This is a genomic window from Pseudoalteromonas sp. HF66, from assembly GCF_011806445.1.
Taxonomy (GTDB): domain Bacteria; phylum Pseudomonadota; class Gammaproteobacteria; order Enterobacterales; family Alteromonadaceae; genus Pseudoalteromonas; species Pseudoalteromonas apostichopi.
Window position 1 is genome coordinate 1 of the sequence record NZ_JAATOU010000010.1, and the last position, 17,776, is coordinate 17,776.

Below are 17,776 nucleotides of genomic sequence, written 5' to 3' on the forward strand. Positions count from 1 at the left end.
GGACACCATTCCCTACAATCAATGCCTTGCCTAAATGCGTTTTATCTCATGCTGAATTCTTGCATCCACAGGTGGTTCAAATACCCAAACCACCTGTGGATCCATGATTCAGCGCTATCACAGGGTTTTCAATACAAGGCGTGGCGATGCAGGAATGTAGGTACCTTTCAAATTGCTACAACGCAGTAGTGGAAGCCCTGTGAAGCGCCCGAAGGGCATGGCTAAAACGCATTTATTCTGCGTTATTGATTTTGACAAGGGGACACCATTCCCTACAATCAATGCCTTGCCTAAATGCGTTTTATCTCATGCTGAATTCTTGCATCCACAGGTGGTTTGGGTATAGAATGCGCCCCAAATTAACGACTAGTTGGTTCTTATGATCTGGGTTGATTACGCCGTACTTGGTATTATTGCACTATCCACTATCATCGGCTTAATACGTGGCTTTGTAAAAGAAGCAATGTCATTAGCTGTATGGGCTGGCGCATTTATCATCTCTAGCTTGTTTTACCAATATTTAGCATCCTTCCTAACAAGTATTTCAGAACCCCTTTTAAGAAATGCAGCCGCAATAGCCATATTATTCTTTGCGACACTCCTGTTGGGTGGGTTACTAAACTATATTTTAGGTGAACTTGTACAACGTACTGGTTTATCTGGCACAGACCGTGTGTTCGGCATAGTGTTTGGTGCTCTTCGTGGCGTGTTGGTCGTAAGCGCGTTACTCTTCTTTCTTGATGCTTTTACCGGTGCTCCTAATACGCATTGGTGGGGCAACTCTATTTTGATTCCAGAATTTGGCTTTGTTGTTGAGTGGTTCTTCTCGTACCTCGAAAACAACTCGAGCTTTTTAAATTCTGTAAACCGTTAATCGGCGAGGATAAATTTAATGTGTGGTATCGTTGGCATAGTCGGAACTTCTCCTGTTAATCAGGCGTTATATGACGGCTTAACTGTTTTGCAACACCGCGGTCAAGATGCAGCTGGCATCATTACCATTGAAAACAACACGTTTAGCTTACGTAAAGCCAATGGCCTAGTAAAAGACGTATTTCATACCCGTCATATGAAACGTCTGCAAGGTACAATTGGTATTGGCCATGTTCGCTACCCGACAGCTGGTTCTTCTAGCTCGTCAGAAGCGCAACCTTTCTATGTTAACTCGCCATTTGGTATCGCACTTGCGCACAATGGTAACTTAACAAACGCAGAAGCATTAAAGCAGCAACTATTTTCAGAAGCTCGCCGTCATGTTAATACAACGTCTGACTCTGAAATTTTACTTAACATCATGGCGCATGAGTTAAGTAAATCAAACAAGCTGAAACTTGATGCGGAAGATATCTTCACTGCGGTAACTGAAGTTAATAATAAAGTAACAGGTGGCTATGCAACGATTGCGATGATCATTGGTCATGGTATTGTTGCATTTCGTGACCCTAACGGCATTCGCCCACTGGTTTTTGGTAAGCGCGAAACAGCAAACGGTACTGAGTACATGTTTGCATCAGAAAGCGTTGCTTTAAAAACCGACGGCTTTGAGTTTGTTCGTGATGTTGCACCAGGTGAAGCAATTTACGTAACTGAAGATGGTCAGCTGTTCTCACAATCGTGTGCTGAAAAAGCAACTTACGCACCGTGTATCTTTGAGTTCGTTTACTTTGCGCGCCCAGATTCAACGATTGACCGTATGTCTGTTTATGCAACACGTGTAAACATGGGAACTAAGTTAGGTGAAAAAATTGCACGTGAATGGGCTGATAAAGACATCGACGTTGTCATTCCTATCCCTGAAACATCATGTGATGTAGCGCTTGAGATTGCCTCTGCTCTTAACCTGCCATACCGCCAAGGTTTCGTTAAAAATCGCTACATTGGTCGTACGTTCATCATGCCAGGCCAAGAAATGCGTAAGAAGTCAGTACGTCAAAAACTGAATGCCATTGACCGCGAGTTCAAGGGTAAAAACGTATTGCTTGTTGATGATTCAATTGTGCGTGGTACAACGTCAGCACAAATCGTTGAGATGGCTCGTGAGTCAGGTGCGAAGAACGTTTACTTCGCTTCAGCTGCGCCAGAGATTCGTTTCCCGAACGTTTATGGTATCGACATGCCATCGGCAGCTGAGCTAATTGCTCATGGCCGTGAAGTTGAAGATATCAACGCAAGCATTGGTGCAGATGGTCTTATCTATCAATCGCTAGATGACTTAATCTCGGCAGTAAGCCAAGAAAATCCAGAAATCACCCGTTTTGAAACATCAGTATTTGATGGTCAATACATCACTGGTGATATCGACCAAGACTACCTGAACCACATTGACCGTTTACGTAATGATTCAGCGAAATCAACGCGTGAAAATGCGATGTCTGCGAGTTTAGAGTTACACAATCAAGAAGAAAACAGCGCTGATTAATCAGTCCTGATTTGATTGATATAAAAAAGGAGCTAAACAGCTCCTTTTTTGTTTTATATTTGAGAGTGTTGCATTTTTTTCAGCTTAAGTGCTAATAGTACCATCATTATGCCAAACACGATGGCGTAGCTGGCAACGAGCCAAAGCAGGGTAATTATGCCCGCGCCAGGGTTAAATATCAGATATCCACCAAAGATAATCGAAATAATACCGCTGCCAATTAACAGCCACTCATTAGTGATTTCTTTGCGTAGTTTACTGGCAATAACAATCTCAATCACACCAATAGCAATAGCCCATGCGGCAATAAAGTACAGCATTAAGATAGCCGTTACGTTGGGAGCAAACAGAGTCACAAGTGCAGCTGCAATTGAAATTAGACCACCAACTAATAGCATCCACCAAAGTGGGTTTTCATTTTTTGAAGCAATAGCTAACCAAGTTCTAATGGCACCATCGACAAAAAAGTAAGCGGCGAAAATAAACATCAAAATCGCTAATGAGGCTTCTGGGGCAAACCAACCACAAATACCAAAAATGATAGCGATGACACCGTGGATCATTAATGATGACCAATGGGGGATTAGTGAACTTGAAATCTGCATTATCGTTTTCCTTTGCTTTAGTCTCTATATAACTAACATCTCAGCGCTTACTTGCAAAGATTTTTAATTATTTTTTGTACAGTTACACAAACCGTGCTCTAATTTAATTAGCTGATTATTTCAGCGATTTAATGTTTATAAGACAAGGAACAAAGTGTGAGCCGTTGTAATACAAAGTTTTCATTACAATTTAGTAAGTTATTAGTGTGTTTTTTACTGTTGTTCAATGCGCCATTATGGGCAACAACCACACCTGAAGTTACCGTTAAGTCCTTAATAGATAAAGACAACAAGGAAGAGCAAAGTGAACAAAAAGCAGCTAAGCAAGAGCCTGAAGTCAGTTCTCCTGCAGCCAGCGAAGAAAAAGAAACGGCTTTAGAGGATGATTTACCTTTCGACACATTTGGTCGAATGACACCAAGAAGTTCAATGCAGGGTTACTTGAAAGCGGCCAGAGCTCGTGACTTTGAACGGGCTGCTCAGTATCTTGATTTTCGAAATTTACCTAAGGATGTATCTATTATAGGGCAGCTTCAACTAGCTGAGAACTTATCTGTAGTACTTGATCGTACACTCTGGGTCGACATTGATAACTTAAGTAATAAACCCGAAGGAAAACAAAAAGAAAGTGTGCCAAGTTATCGTGATTTAGTGGGGGAAATCTCAACCTCACAAGGTACTGTGCAAATCTTATTACAGTTGATTCCAGACCCAGAAAGTGGCAATCGCATCTGGAAAATATCGAATGCGACGGTAAGCCAAATTCCCTTATTGACGAAAGAGTATGGCTATAGCCATGTCGGCGAGTGGTTATATAAAAACTTGCCAGATGTTGAGTTTTTAGGTGTGCTACTTTGGCAATGGGTATATTTTGTTTTTAGTTTTTTGCTTTTCCTTGCAATAGCAATCATCTTGACGCGTATTATTACTTTTATACTTGCCCATTTAAAAGTGCCAGTCGAAAAAGATGTGATAGCGTTCATCAATGGGCCAGTTTGCTTATTGCTGGCTGTATTAATGTCGCGTTCTTTGAGTGATCAGTCGAATGTAACGATTGCTGTACTCGCTTTATTTCATGGTGCAACAGTACTTTTGATTGCATGGGGTTGGATATGCCTTCGTACAGTTGACATAGTGAAGCATAGACTTGGTCAGCGCTTCATTAAGCAAGATAGGCCCCAAGTGGTTTTTTTACTTCGCCCAATTAGTAACGTTGTAAAAACCTCAATTGTAATTATCTTGCTATTTATGTGGTTTGAAAACTTAGGATTCAATGCCACAACGCTATTAGCTGGTTTAGGGATCGGTGGTTTAGCCATCGCGCTGGCTGCGCAAAAAACGGTGGAAAATATTATAGCGGCCATCACACTTTATATTTCAGCACCAGTTAAAATTGGCAGTTTATGTAAATTTGGTAGCCAGCTAGGCACAATTGAAGAAATAGGACTGAGAGCAACTCGAATTCGCACTCTTGACCGCTCTGTAATATATGTGGCGAATGCAAAGTTCGTTGATATGCAGCTTGAGAATGTTTCTGAAAGAGAGCGTATTTCTTATAGGCCGAAATTGATGCTCAGTGCGAATACCAAGCAACAAAATCTAATCTCGTTTATGCAAGCGGTAAGAGAGCTTTTAGAACAACATAAACATATCGCCTTTGAGCCTTGCAGGGTTCGTTTTAAAGCTTTCTCGCCTTGGGCTTTACAAGTGGATGTACTAAGCTACGTAGAGACTGTCGACTTTGCATTTTATATGGAAGTAATAGAAGAATTAAACTTAGCAATTCTAGGCTTATTAAATGAGCATGAGTGCGAATTAGCTAATCCAGAATTCGCACGTGTAACTGATTAGTTGCTAAAAAAGGGGTAAATGAAAGTGGCTCTCATTTGTGCATGATGTCTACACATTGTCGTAATTAGATGGACAGGACATATGTCCGCTTTAATCAAAAATAATTGCATAAAATCTTCTAAATGCGGCGATGTTGCCGCTAATTGTTGTAAAATAATTGTATATTTATAATTTTTAATGCAGTAAAAGTGTCATAAAGTGTTATAATCGTCAGCGTTCGTTCAGCCTCTTTACTTCGTTTTGCACTCTCGATTAAGAGGTCCGCGCAGCTTATTACAAGGCGCGAAAAATTGGCCGAGCCCGTCAAATGAATTGACGCAACATCATCACCGTTGAATAAGAGTGCATAAAAAAGGTTAAAACCCGACATGAAAGCAATGAAAAGATCTACGTTAGCAACACTTATCAATGCAACGTTGTTCTCTGCCGTAGCAGGTACTTCATTTTCAACTCTTGCTGCAGACGAAGCCTCAGCAGCAAAAAACAACCAATTAGAAGTTATTCAAATCACCGCTCGTAAACGTGTAGAAAACGCACAGGAAGTACCTGTAGCTGTATCTGCTTTACAAGGTGACAGCTTAGATGCTTACAGCTCAGCTGGTATGGATATTCGTTTCATGAACGCGAAGATCCCAAGCTTATCAATTGAATCTTCGTTTGGTCGTTCATTCCCACGCTTTTATGTTCGTGGTCTAGGTAATACTGACTTTGACCTAAATGCTTCACAACCTGTTTCTTTAGTGGTAGATGAAGTAGTTCAAGAGAACGCTATCTTAAAAGGTTTCCCTGTATTTGACGTAGCACGCGTAGAAGTTCTACGTGGCCCACAAGGTACTTTATTCGGCCGTAACACGCCGGCTGGTCTTGTTAAATTTGATACAGTTAAACCATCACAAGAATTTGAAGGCTATGGCTCAGTATCTTACGGTAGCCGTGGCGCAGTTGATTTTGAAGGTGCTGTTGGCGGTGGCTTAACAGATCGTTTATCAACACGTGTTTCTGTTCTTTGGCAAGAAAAAGATGATTATATTGATAATCGTGCACCAGGTTTTGAACAAGATGACGTATTAGGTGGTTACACTGAGAAAGCGGCACGTGTTCAATTCTTATATGAAGGCGACGACTTCACTGGTCTTTTCAATTACCATGTACGTGATATGGATGGTACGCCAATCGCATTCCGTGGTAATGCTATCAAAGCTGGTACTAACGATTTAGTAGATAATTTTGAGCACGACGTGGTTTACCACGATGCTGCTTCTCGTGCGACTCAGCAAGTTGAATCTCAAGGTGCAAGCTTAAAGCTTGAGTGGGATATCAACGATTTAACACTTACGTCAATCTCTGCATGGGAAAGTGCTGAAATCTATTCTCGCGCTGATATCGACGGCGGTTACGGTGCTAGCTACTTACCAGATATGGGTCCTGGTTTTATTCCATTCTATTCTGAAAGTGCTGACGGTATTCCAGATCAAGACCAGTACACGCAAGAACTTCGTTTATCTAGCAACTATGCTGGCGACGTAAATTTCCAAGTAGGTGTATTCTACTTTGATGAAGCGCTAACGATCGAAAACTTCAGCTACGACACTTATGGTTCAACGCCAGGTGAGTTAAACGGCTATGTTATCCAGCAACAAGATACCAAAGCATGGGCGGTATTCGGCTCATTAGATTACACAATCACTGATGATCTAAAAATCACTGCGGGTCTTCGTTACTCAGATGACGAGAAAGAATTCTCTGCGAACCGTACTTTAAGCCCTGCTGGTGGCGGTGCGCTTTTCCTTACAGAAAACCCAAGTGACGATCACGTTAGCTGGGATCTATCTGCTAACTATAAGATCAACGACGACGTAAACTGGTACGCACGTGTTGCGAACAGCTTCCGTGCACCAAGTATTCAGGGTCGTATCTTATTCGGTGATGAAGTAACTGTTGCTGAGTCTGAAACTGTGACGTCTTTCGAGACAGGTATCAAATCAGACGTTCTTGACGGCCAAGGTCGTGTAAATGCCACTGTGTTCTATTACACAATGGATGACCAACAATTAACAGCTGTAGGTGGTGGTGCAAACTTCAACCGTTTAGTTAATGCTGATAAGACAACTGGTTACGGCTTTGAGTTAGACACTGAGTGGGTATTAACTGACAACCTAAACGCAACATTTAACTTAAGCTACAACAATACTGAGCTTGACGATAAAGATTTAGCCGTTGACGTATGTGCTCAGTGTACTGTTACAAATTCTTTAAACAGCGCAGGTCAAGCTATTCTTGATGGTAATAGTTTACCGCACGCACCTGAGTGGATCTCTAACCTAACATTACGTTATAGCCGCGAAGTAGCTGACGGTGAATTCTTCACATACGCTGACGTGTCTTACCGTAGCGAAATCAATTACTTCTTATACGAGTCAGTTGAATTTGAAGGTAAGCCATTAACTGAAGTTGGTTTACGTGCCGGTTACGCTTGGGCTGAAGGCGACAACGAATATGAAGTATCAGCATTCGTTCGTAACATGTTCGACGAGCAACAATCAATCGGCGCTATCGATTTCAATAACAACACAGCAATGGTGAACGAAGAGCGTTACATCGGTGCTGAGTTCAAAGTAAGCTTCTTCTAAGCTGAAAGAATAAGTCCTATCAAAACCCGCTGTATAGCGGGTTTTTTCGTTTATAATCGTGTTTGTAACTGCTAAAGTGGCAGCATTAAATTTTGAGAAAGAGAAGAAGTATGGCTGGATTTTGGAACTACCGTGTAATTTTTTGTGAAGCAACAAAAGATGAAGCGGCACAATATCAAATACATGAAGTTGAATATAACTTAAATGGCAAAGTGACTAACTGGTCAGAAACCGGTGCAGCGCCATTTGGTAATACAGTCGAAGAACTTGAAGCAGACGCTGATCGTTTAAAAACAGCGTTTTCTAAGCCAGTATTAAAAGTGGTAAGAAAACAACGCGGTTACGAGCTGGTTGATGTAGAAACAGGCGAAGAAGCGTTTGCTGAGCCACCTGCGGGTTTAACTGAGTAACAAATTATATTTATCGAAGGTGCCGAATGGCACCTTTTATTTTTTAGACTGTAAAAGGAATGAGGATGACTTTAAAAGCAGTATTGTTTGATATGGATGGCACACTTGTCGACTCTGAAAGTGTGCATTTTAATATTTGGAATGATTTACTAGCCCCTTTTGGCGTGCAGTATGATGAGGCCACGTTTTGTCAGCGCTTTTCTGGTAGACCAACTCTTGAAGCTGCAAAGGAAGTTGTTGAAAATTATGGGCTTAGTATCACTCCACAGCAGCTAACCGATGATAAATATGCTGCATTTGGGCGCTTTGTTAGTACTAATTTACCCGCCTATATGCCTCATGCAAAAGCAGTGCTTGAGCAAGTAAAAGCCAGTGGTTTAAAAATGGCATTAGTAACAGGCAGTGCAAAAGATGAAGCCTATCCTATTTTAAAAGGCTATGGCATTTTTGATTGGTTTGATTGTGTGGTTACCAAAGATGATGTTAACAACCCTAAACCATCTGGCGACCCATACCAATTGGCACTTGATACGTTAAATATAACCGCTAATGAAGCCGTTGCAGTCGAAGATACCTTTACCGGTGTCACCGCCGCAAGTAATGCCGCTGTTGCTGTGTATGCGGTGCCGAATCATTTCACTTTAGAACATGACTTTAGTAAAGCGGCGGGGGTGTTTGCTGATTTGGGCGAATTTTTCAAATGGCTACAAACTAACCTATAATTAAACGGCTATTACTAAGCAGCATTTATTAAGTCGTGAAAGCTACTTAAAACTTACAAATTTGCAAGGAAGCAATGATGGTTATGATCACTCGTGCGCTGATGTGCGCAATCACTTTATTATTAAGCCTCTCGGTCGAAGCTCAACAAGCCCCTTCAGTACTTTTAGCAAACGTCTATGAAGCTGACAAGGTCAATGTAAGCGAGTATTTAGTTAGTGAAAAATATGATGGCGTTCGGGCCATCTGGACTGGTAGTCAATTAGTAACCCGAAACGGTAACCCAATTTATGCCCCTGACTGGTTTACTGAGCCACTTCCTAGGGTTTGGCTTGATGGAGAACTTTGGACTAAGCGCCAAGATTTTGCCACTTTGAGCGGTATCGTTCGAAAAGCCATTCCTATTGATACTGAATGGCAAACAGTAAGCTATATGATATTTGATATGCCTGATGCGACAAAACCATTTAGTCAGCGCTTTGAGGACTACTCGCGGTTAGTAAATCAGCTGCAAAGTGAACATATTAAAGCAGTGGAGCAAACGCACTTTAACGATAACAAGCAACTTAGTTTGTTTATGGATGAGCTAATAGCGCAAGGTGCTGAGGGCGTGATGCTGCATCTAGCGGCTGCTAAGCATAGTGCGGGACGCAGTGATGCATTGTTAAAGTTAAAACCCTATTTTGACGCTGAAGCGGTTGTAATCGGTTATGTTGCAGGAAAAGGTAAGTATAAAAATATGCTTGGCGCACTCAAGGTGCGCAACAGTGATGGTACTGAATTTAAAATTGGCTCGGGGTTTTCTGATCAGCAAAGAAAGTCACCGCCAGCCATAGGTAGTACCATTACCTATAAATATCATGGTTTTACTAAAAATGGTTTGCCACGATTTGCAAGCTTTTTACATGAAACACCTTAGCGTCATTCAAAAATGGCTGCGACTATGGTAAATTTCGCGGCCTTTTTATTGATGTATAGGTGCTAGAATGTTTGCAGGCTTTGATTACGGTAGCTCAAATTGTGCAATCGGTGTAATGGATAACGAGCAACAAGTGTCATTAGTGCCGCTTGAACAAGGTAAGCAGTATTTACCCTCAACACTTTATACTCATCACAGTGCTTTAGTTGTCGATTTTGTGGCAAAGCACCTCACTGGTAGCCCATTTGAGCATTACTTTAAAACTGAGCGCAATGCGCTTTTAAATACCATTCCTCGCATTAAATCAGATTTAGATATTCAAGCAGGTGATGAGACCTTATTCATCGGTCGTGAAGCAATTAGCGAGTATGTGCAATTTCCTGAAGAAGGTTACTTTGTAAAATCACCTAAATCATTCTTTGGTGCTGTGGGCTTAAAGCAAGGTCAAATAAACTTCTTTGAAGACATTGCTACGGCGATGATCTTAAAAATTAAGCAGCGTGCAGAGCAGTCACTGCAAGAGTCATTAACAGAAACGGTAATCGGACGACCGGTAAACTTTCAATCAGTTGGTGGTGAAGAATCTAATCAGCAAGCACTGGGAATTTTAGAACGAGCAGCAAAGCGCGCAGGCTTTAAAGAGGTGTCGTTTTTATATGAGCCGCTAGCGGCAGGGATTGATTATGAAACTTCATTACAGCAAGACCAAAAAGTATTGGTTGTAGATATTGGCGGGGGTACTAGTGATTGTTCATTCGTACAAATGGGGCCGAGCTTCCGTGAAAAGCAGTGTCGTGATAATGATTTCTTAGCCCACAGCGGCAAGCGTGTGGGTGGAAATGATTTAGATATTGCCCTGAGCTTTCATGGTTTAATGCCATTATTAGGTTTAGGTACTGAGTTTAAATCGGGTCTTCCGCTGCCGAACCAACCGTTTTGGCAAGCGTGTAAAATCAATGATGTAAACCTGCAAAGCCAGTTTTATAGCGATGCCCATCATCGTGAGTTATTGACTCAAGTTCGTGAAGTTAAAGAGCCTGCGCTTTTTAAACGCTTAATTCAATTGCAGCAAAATAAGCAGGGTCATCAATTAGTGCAGCAAGGCGAAGCGGCAAAAATTGCACTCTCGTCAGCGAACGAATTTACCACAGACTTGCGTTTCTTAGATTCAGATTTAATGCAATGCTTAACGCTAAAAGACTTAGCTTTAGCTGTTGATGACTCAATAAGCCAGATAGTGAGCTTAGCTAAACAAGCGATTCAAGAGGCAGGCACAACACCGGATGTAATTTACTTAACGGGTGGTAGTGCGCAATCACCGCTGATCAAGGCTGCGTTAAAATCACATTTAGGTGATATTAATATGCTGAACGGGGATCACTTTGGTAGTGTTACTGCAGGTTTAACTAAGTGGGCGCACAAGCTGTATAGCTAATCGCCCCACTTAGATATACAACTTTAATAATTAAAGAGTCACTTGGCGCGTTGCGAGGTATTTTTCGTAATCTGGCAACGTGCGGCAAAGCTCTGTCTCCATCATAGGGGAGCTTAATAGCATATCGGCACTAACTTCATTACAGGCAACAGGAATATTCCAAACCGCAGCTAAACGAAGTAATGCTTTTACATCAGGGTCGTGGGGCTGCGATGCAAGTGGATCCCAGAAAAAAACCAACACATGCACCTCATGTTCAGCAATTTTAGCACCTAATTGTTGATCGCCACCCATAGGACCACTTAATAGCTTTATCACTTCAAGCCCTGTTGTGCGCTCGATTAAATGACCCGTTGTTCCTGTACCGTATAGCGTGTGCTTACTTAAAATATCCAGGTGCTTTTCACACCATGCCTGAAGGGCTGCTTTTTTGCCATCATGGGCTACGAGGGCAATATTCTTTTTGGCGGGTAAAGCTTGTTGTTTTTGTTCCATAAGTGCTCTTATATCAATAGGTTAATTGCTAACGCAATAAAAACTAGTCCCGTGATCCGATCAATCCAAATTTGGGCTTGTGGATGTTCACGAAAATAACTGGCTATCTTATCGCCGAAATAAATATACGTGCAGTCGATTGGAAAAGCAAAAAGCGGGTAGAGTAATCCAAAGAAAGCGAGTTGAAATGTCGTTGAAGACAAGCTCGGATCGACGAACTGAGGAATAAAAGCAATAAAGAATAAGGCAACTTTCGGATTGAGTACCTCGGTCATCATGGCTTGAAACATCACATTTTGTTTTTTACTGGTGCTAACATGAGGCTTTTCGCTGCAGTCTGGTTCAGGCCCTGTGAAGGTATCCTTTAAGGTCATTATACCTAGGTAGCAAAGGTAGGCCGCGCCTAAATACTGAACTGTGGTATATGCTACCGTGGATGCTTTTAAAATTGCCGTTAAACCTACTACTGCCAAAATAGTATGCACCACACCACCTAAGGCAAAACCAAAGGCACTTTGCATTCCGGCTTTACGGCCATTTGCAAAGGTTTGCGCCATTAAAAATGCATTAGAAGGGCCGGGAGCTACGGCAATTAAAAAACTGGCGCCTAAAAACGACAGTAACGATTCTGGATTGATCATTGGCACAAAGTTAAAAAGCTAGGTATTTGATCTTAACAAGCTTTTAGAAAAAGAAAAAGCGGGCAATCAATGCCCGCTGATTTGGGTTGGGGAAAGTATTAGAACGTCACTGAGCTATTGTTTGAACAAACAGTTGTGCTTTGTGCTTCACATACTTGGTAAGTGTAAGTACCACCGCCTTTCGATGTGATAGTGTCAGTATAGCTGTTAGTGTTTGCCACTGAGCCTACCTTGCTACCATTACGGTATACATCAACTGTGCTTGTTGCTGCGCCATTCCAGCTTAAATCAACATACGCAGTGCCTTTTGATTTATAACCTGACGTAGAAAGGCTAATATCATCGCTACCAGGAGTTGTGCCGCCGCCATTATTGCCACCTGCACAGCCATTTGCCATTAGGTATGCATCTGCATCAGCGGCTTTGACAATACCGTGACCGAAGTAAACATCGTGACCAGAAGCGCCTTGGTCTTGTGCTGTCGCTTTTAAGGCATCACGAATTTCTGTCCCAGTACACTCAGGATGGTTTGACCAAACTAGTGCTGCAATACCAGATACAGCAGGCGTCGCCATTGATGTACCGCTCATGAAACCATAATCACTGGTACCAATTGCGATATCAATTGTTGTACTTGAAAGAAGTGCTGAACGGTCTTCAAGTGCTGCACCTACAGCAGGAATTGTTGTATCGTTAGTATCGCCTAATGTAGCGTATAACATGCCTGCTTCGTTATTAATGATAACAGCGCCGATACCACCTGAGTTTTCACAGTTATTCACTTTGTCATAGAACGAGATATTACCGCGGTCAATCATACAGATTTTGCCAGCTGCGCCAGAATCTACACTTTCAGCAGTACCCATGTAATAAGCCGTGCCTGATGCATTTCCTGAGTTCTCCATTGATGAAGTTGCAAAGCCCGCACCATCTGCTGCTAAGCTAGCCGAAGTGGCCATACCTGCAGGGTAAGTAGAAAGAGTATCAACACCACCTGCTGTTACTTCAACACAGATAGTTTCATCTGTAGTAGCGCGTTTACCACGACCAGACGTACAGCTAGGGAATTGCGAGAAATCTGCAATTTGGTTGTTCGCATCATTTGCACCTACCATCATTACTGATGGATAGCCTGCAGGGTATGAACGTACGTTATTACCATCATTACCTGCCGCAGCAACGACTAAGCCGCCTGCACTTGTGAAGTTAGCAAACGCATTAGACTCGGTGCTATTTGAACCACCACCACCTAGGCTCATGCTAATAATATTTGCACCTGCTTGAGAGCATAAGTCCGCTGCGTGTGCTAAATCTGAAGAGTAACCCCAGCCTTCAGCATTAAATACTTTGATGATGTGCATTGCAACGCCAGGTGCCATACCAACCACACCTACATTATTATCTGCTGCGCCAATTGTTCCGGCGACGTGAGTACCATGAGGACCACCATTATCGAACCAGTTACCAGTACCACTGTCGTTGTCACCAGTAATATTACCCCAAATGAAATCAGGATTCGAAGCATCTAGACCTGAGTCAATTACACACACTTTCATGCCAGCATTTGCATCAAAAGTAACTTGGTCTGCTTGTGATTGGTAAACTGCGTAAGGGGTCAGCTGCTGCTGCATAGCATTACCCGCGTCATCGTTATAAAGCGCCATTGGCACACGTTTTTGGTCTTCTTCAATCAGTTTGATGTGAGGGTTGTTTAATAAGCCTTTCACGCTCGCTAGGTCATGACCTGAGAATTGCGCTGCAATGAAGCCATTACCATCAACTTTAATATCACCACCGAGCTTTTTAGCGAGTGCTTTGACTACGCCTTTTTTATTGTTGTCTACTTGGATGATGTAACGGTCATTTGCTGCGTTTGCAGTTCCTGCTGCACATAGTCCACTGATGATCAGTGCTAATGCTAATTTATTCTTTTTCATAATTCGTATCCCAAACATGTCATTTAGTTAACCAATTGTTAACGTGGGTAAACAATAGTTTAATATGTGGTTGGGTACAAGAAAAATAATCCGCAAAAACGGAACAAATTATTCTAGAAAGGTGATTTTTATAACTGTGAGATATAAAAGGATGGCTAAATGGGCAAATGAAGTATAACGATTCTCATTTACCCATATTAGCTAAAAGTATGGTAAAACTTTTTTATGACAAGCGCTTATGTTTAAGTAATAAGTAAGTAAAAGGAGTGAGCATCAAAAAATGTACGCCAATTAATACAGGTGTCGTTAAATTTAAAAATTGCGTTATAAACACTAATAAACTTGCGCCACTCATTTGCATCAAGCCGATAAGTGCAGAAGCTGTGCCTGCTTGTTTAGGAAACATACTCAATGCACGACCTGCCGATGAGCCAAGTGTTAAGGCATAACCAAAAGCTGCCAAGAACATAGGAAACATTAAAGCTAAAACTGAATTTTGCTGACTAAAAGCCAGCATTATGCAGCCAGACAATACTAACAACATAAGTCCTGCTTTTAAGGCTCGTTTGGGCTGGCGCTTTATATATATGGGCATGACGAAGCTTGCAAAAATGCTCAGGGCGGCATTACAGGTAAACCAAAAAGTAAAGTCGGTGACACTGCCACCAAGCTCTGTGATTATCCAACCCGGAGCAAGGGTTACAAAGACTAAAATAGCGGACATAGTCACTAAACAAATTAAGCTATGAAATAGAAAGAGTGGTGTGGAGATAATAGGTATAAAGCGCCTTAAGTCGAGAATATGACCACTGTAAACACTGTCTTTAGGGCGGGTTTCTTTATAGAGAAACAAAACTATAAATAGGCCAACAAGTGCAAAACTGACCATGAATAAAAAGTTCATGCGCCAACCAAATTGTACGGTTAACCAAGCACCAAGAATAGGCGCAAGGGCAGGAATAAAGCAGACAATGCCATTTAAGTAAGTAATGATTTGTCCGCTACGCTCACTACCAAATTTGTCTCTAACTATTGCAAAAGCGACGACAAAAGTTGCGCATGCTCCTAAGCCTTGTAATGCTCTTGCTATCATTAAGGTGGTAAAGTCTGGCGCCAAATATGCCCAGAATGCAGCTAGCCCATAAATCGTAACACCGCTAATCGCAACAGGTTTACGGCCAAATTTATCTGCAAGTGGTCCCGCAATAAGCTGCCCAAGACCGACTGTAAGCAAAAAAATAGCCACGGTTTGCTGAAGTTGCTTTTCTGACGCATTCAATTGTTCAGCGATAGTAGGAAATGCTGGAAGATAAATATCAATACCTAATGGGCAAAAAACAACCAGAAGGCCGAGGATAAATAATAAACTGAGGTTTTTGTGCTGGCGTGACTGCATTCGCTCTCCTTTAAAACGGTATTTTATGTGCCCCTAAAGGAAAAGAAAAGCATTCACTTAGCTAAAAGTGTAATCTTTAAAACTGCTTACAAAAATTTTCCATTTCGCTATCTGGTCTGATGTGTTAGTTTTTTATCTCACATCATAAAAATAATGGATAAACGTCGTGAGCTCACAATCATCATTATTAAAAATTTGGACTAAATGTCAGTCACTGCCAAAAGGTAATTGGTTGTTTAGTAAAGCTGTCTGTTTTAAAGCTCCTTATTTCGGCTCAATAAAGCCATTGATCACAGGTTTAACAGCAGGGCATTGCAGTGCAACCGTTAAAAACCGCCGAGCAATCCATAATCACATTGGTACTATCCATGCTATTGCCCAGTGTAATATAGCTGAGTTGTGCGCAGGTTTAATGGTCGATGCGACGGTGCCGGCAAAAACACACCGCTGGATCCCAAAAGGCATGACAGTGAATTATATAGCAAAAATTGACACAGACATGCGTGCAGTTGCAGATATAGAAGTACCGAGTGAGTGGTTAGAAAAGCAAGATTTGTTAGTACCGGTGAAGGTTTTTAACAGCCGCGATGAATTGGTGTTTACAGCAGATATCACAATGTATGTAACTGCTAAAAAACGTTAAGACTTATCAGCGGCTTGTTTGTTTACAAACGACAAGTCGTTGTCATCATCGGGGAGTAATGATGAACTGGTTTCTTCAGGCTTAATAGGCGCCACATTATCTTCTTCATGACGATGTTTTAAGCTGCCTTCAATGATTGCTCCCGCTTCAATGCTAAGGGTGTCATGAAATACGTCACCATGGACTTCTGCGGTGCTTTCAATTACCACTTGATTGGCGATGAGTGTTCCGAAGATTTTACCTTTGACAGTTACACTATCAGCCTCAATCACGCCTTCAATCACACCAGTATGACCAATCACTAGGTGTTTAACATGTAAATCACCATCGATCCGACCATCAAGTTGGACTTCACCTTGGCAAGTAAGGCTACCAGTTAAACGGACGTCTTCAGAAATAATTGAAGGAGTATGGTTGGTTCTTTTTAAAGATGAGCCAGACGAGCTAGCTGCTGGTTGCTTTTTTCTACCGAACACGAGAAAGGGCCTTTGTTATTTTAACTGGATTGACATGTTTGCCATTCACTAAAACTTCGTAATGTAAGTGCGTACTGGTGCTACGGCCAGTACTTCCCATTAAGCCAATGACATCATCTTTTGTTACCGTTTGGCCTTTTTTTACTTTAATTTTATTTAGGTGGCCAAAGCGAGTGATGAAACCATTTTTGTGTTGTAGTTCGATAAAATTACCATAACCACCATTACGACCAGCACGAAGAACCGTACCATTAGCGGGCGCAAAAATTTCGGTTTTATGCCAACCAGCTAAATCAACCCCTTTATGAAATGCACGACGACCATTCAATGGGTCTTTACGAAGGCCAAAACTACTTGAAATGTAGTAATCGGCAGCAGGGAGCGTTTGTGGCAATTCACTCAGCAAACTTTCTAGGTTGTTTAATGCTAATAAGTTATCTGCAATCGCTAAAAATTCAGCCGGTATTTTTGATTCATCAAATAAATCGAGTGGACCACCTTGAGCTGTATCTGAACTTTCTAGTACCGAGGCATTGGCAAGGCTGCTATCAAGGCCTGCACCCTCTAATATGGCAACGATTTCTTGATGGCGAAGTTTTATTTGTTCATCCAATACCACAAAGCTGTTGTTATAAGCGGCATCAAGGCGCACTAAGCGTTCAGGAATACTTTCTAAGCGTTTAACTTGTTTTGGCTGCTGTTCACCTTCTAAAGGAGCATGAAATTCCTCAGAGTGTTCCTTAACAGGTAAAAGCAATGGCTCTGCATTAGTTGGTAGTGCAGGTTTGTTCATTGATTCTGGTAGCGACTCAATCATGCTTTGCAATAACGCTTGTTTTTGCTCAAGAATAGCCAACTGCTCTAATTGTTTTTCATAGGCAGCTTGTTGCTGGTAGCGTTGTTTTTGCCATTGTTGTTGTTTGCTGAGTTGGTTTTGTTCGATGCTGATGATTTGGTCGGCTTGTGACATGATCTGGAGCGTTGAAATACTTAACCAAGCAATAGCAGTTAAAATGACCAGAAGTGTTGTTAATTGTAACCAAGGCGCTAACACTAAGTGCTTTACTTCGCCATTTTGACGGATCAACAGCTGTCTAGCTGGAAAAATCGTGCGGTAAAAAGACTTAAGTTTAACTAACATGGCGTACAAAATTTAACTAATAACCGAGTTAAGATAGCAATCTGATTTAAAAAAGCCA

Annotated in this window: 16 protein-coding genes; 9 read left to right on the plus strand and 7 right to left on the minus strand. The window is 41.7% G+C overall.

Annotated features, from left to right (window positions below):
- The first annotated feature begins 379 nt into the window (after positions 1 to 379).
- Complete coding sequence (locus tag HCZ11_RS11365) at positions 380 to 874, plus strand: CvpA family protein (RefSeq protein ID WP_130051964.1); 495 nt, start codon at positions 380 to 382, stop codon at positions 872 to 874.
- A gap of 18 nt (positions 875 to 892) precedes the next feature.
- On the plus strand, positions 893 to 2,419 hold the full coding sequence (purF, locus tag HCZ11_RS11370; protein ID WP_130051963.1) for an amidophosphoribosyltransferase: 1,527 nt from the start codon (positions 893 to 895) through the stop codon (positions 2,417 to 2,419).
- 53 nt (positions 2,420 to 2,472) lie between these two features.
- Here purF and HCZ11_RS11375 read toward each other — a convergent pair whose 3' ends face one another.
- A complete protein-coding gene (locus HCZ11_RS11375) occupies positions 2,473 to 3,024 on the minus strand; it encodes an HdeD family acid-resistance protein (protein WP_130051962.1) in 552 nt (183 codons plus the stop codon).
- Between the two features lie 156 nt (positions 3,025 to 3,180).
- On the opposite strand from HCZ11_RS11375, the gene HCZ11_RS11380 reads away from it, so the two are divergent.
- The 6 genes from HCZ11_RS11380 to yegD all read left to right on the plus strand — a co-directional run bounded on the left by HCZ11_RS11380 (position 3,181) and on the right by yegD (position 10,989).
- Positions 3,181 to 4,875 (plus strand): mechanosensitive ion channel family protein, encoded by a 1,695-nt coding sequence (locus HCZ11_RS11380; protein ID WP_368484048.1) that lies wholly within the window; start codon positions 3,181 to 3,183, stop codon positions 4,873 to 4,875.
- A gap of 368 nt (positions 4,876 to 5,243) precedes the next feature.
- Positions 5,244 to 7,505: a TonB-dependent receptor gene (locus HCZ11_RS11385; RefSeq protein ID WP_167658453.1), complete on the plus strand. Its 2,262-nt coding sequence runs from the start codon at positions 5,244 to 5,246 to the stop codon at positions 7,503 to 7,505.
- 110 nt (positions 7,506 to 7,615) lie between these two features.
- The gene (locus HCZ11_RS11390) at positions 7,616 to 7,915 is read left to right on the plus strand and encodes a hypothetical protein (protein ID WP_054561952.1); all 300 of its coding nucleotides are present in this window, start codon (positions 7,616 to 7,618) and stop codon (positions 7,913 to 7,915) included.
- Positions 7,916 to 7,980: 65 nt separating this feature from the next.
- Positions 7,981 to 8,637 (plus strand): HAD family phosphatase, encoded by a 657-nt coding sequence (locus HCZ11_RS11395; RefSeq protein ID WP_130051960.1) that lies wholly within the window; start codon positions 7,981 to 7,983, stop codon positions 8,635 to 8,637.
- A 77-nt stretch (positions 8,638 to 8,714) separates the two neighbouring features.
- A complete protein-coding gene (locus HCZ11_RS11400) occupies positions 8,715 to 9,554 on the plus strand; it encodes a DNA ligase (protein WP_175580445.1) in 840 nt (279 codons plus the stop codon).
- A 67-nt stretch (positions 9,555 to 9,621) separates the two neighbouring features.
- Positions 9,622 to 10,989, plus strand: a complete 1,368-nt coding sequence (gene yegD / locus HCZ11_RS11405) for a molecular chaperone (RefSeq protein ID WP_167658454.1) — start codon at positions 9,622 to 9,624, stop codon at positions 10,987 to 10,989.
- Between the two features lie 30 nt (positions 10,990 to 11,019).
- Here yegD and HCZ11_RS11410 read toward each other — a convergent pair whose 3' ends face one another.
- The 4 genes from HCZ11_RS11410 to HCZ11_RS11425 all read right to left on the minus strand — a co-directional run bounded on the left by HCZ11_RS11410 (position 11,020) and on the right by HCZ11_RS11425 (position 15,458).
- Complete coding sequence (locus HCZ11_RS11410; RefSeq protein ID WP_130051958.1) at positions 11,020 to 11,484, minus strand: methylglyoxal synthase; 465 nt, start codon at positions 11,482 to 11,484, stop codon at positions 11,020 to 11,022.
- A gap of 8 nt (positions 11,485 to 11,492) precedes the next feature.
- Entirely contained in the window at positions 11,493 to 12,125 is a 633-nt protein-coding gene (locus HCZ11_RS11415) for a LysE family translocator (RefSeq protein WP_130051957.1), read from the minus strand.
- A gap of 98 nt (positions 12,126 to 12,223) precedes the next feature.
- The gene (locus HCZ11_RS11420) at positions 12,224 to 14,062 is read right to left on the minus strand and encodes a S8 family serine peptidase (protein ID WP_130051956.1); all 1,839 of its coding nucleotides are present in this window, start codon (positions 14,060 to 14,062) and stop codon (positions 12,224 to 12,226) included.
- Between the two features lie 223 nt (positions 14,063 to 14,285).
- The gene (locus HCZ11_RS11425; protein ID WP_167658455.1) at positions 14,286 to 15,458 is read right to left on the minus strand and encodes a multidrug effflux MFS transporter; all 1,173 of its coding nucleotides are present in this window, start codon (positions 15,456 to 15,458) and stop codon (positions 14,286 to 14,288) included.
- A gap of 166 nt (positions 15,459 to 15,624) precedes the next feature.
- Between HCZ11_RS11425 and HCZ11_RS11430 the strand changes: the two genes are divergently transcribed.
- Positions 15,625 to 16,101 carry a hotdog fold domain-containing protein gene (locus HCZ11_RS11430; protein ID WP_167658456.1) on the plus strand — a complete coding sequence of 159 codons (477 nt, stop codon included), beginning with the start codon at positions 15,625 to 15,627 and terminating at the stop codon, positions 16,099 to 16,101.
- Here HCZ11_RS11430 and HCZ11_RS11435 read toward each other — a convergent pair.
- Both HCZ11_RS11435 and HCZ11_RS11440 read right to left on the minus strand, forming a co-directional pair.
- Positions 16,098 to 16,577 carry a polymer-forming cytoskeletal protein gene (locus HCZ11_RS11435; RefSeq protein ID WP_167658457.1) on the minus strand — a complete coding sequence of 160 codons (480 nt, stop codon included), beginning with the start codon at positions 16,575 to 16,577 and terminating at the stop codon, positions 16,098 to 16,100. The two genes, HCZ11_RS11430 and HCZ11_RS11435, sit on opposite strands and share 4 nt — an antisense overlap.
- On the minus strand, positions 16,567 to 17,718 hold the full coding sequence (locus tag HCZ11_RS11440; RefSeq protein WP_167658458.1) for a M23 family metallopeptidase: 1,152 nt from the start codon (positions 17,716 to 17,718) through the stop codon (positions 16,567 to 16,569). Before HCZ11_RS11440 ends, HCZ11_RS11435 begins: the two co-directional genes overlap by 11 nt.
- Positions 17,719 to 17,776: the final 58 nt, after the last annotated feature.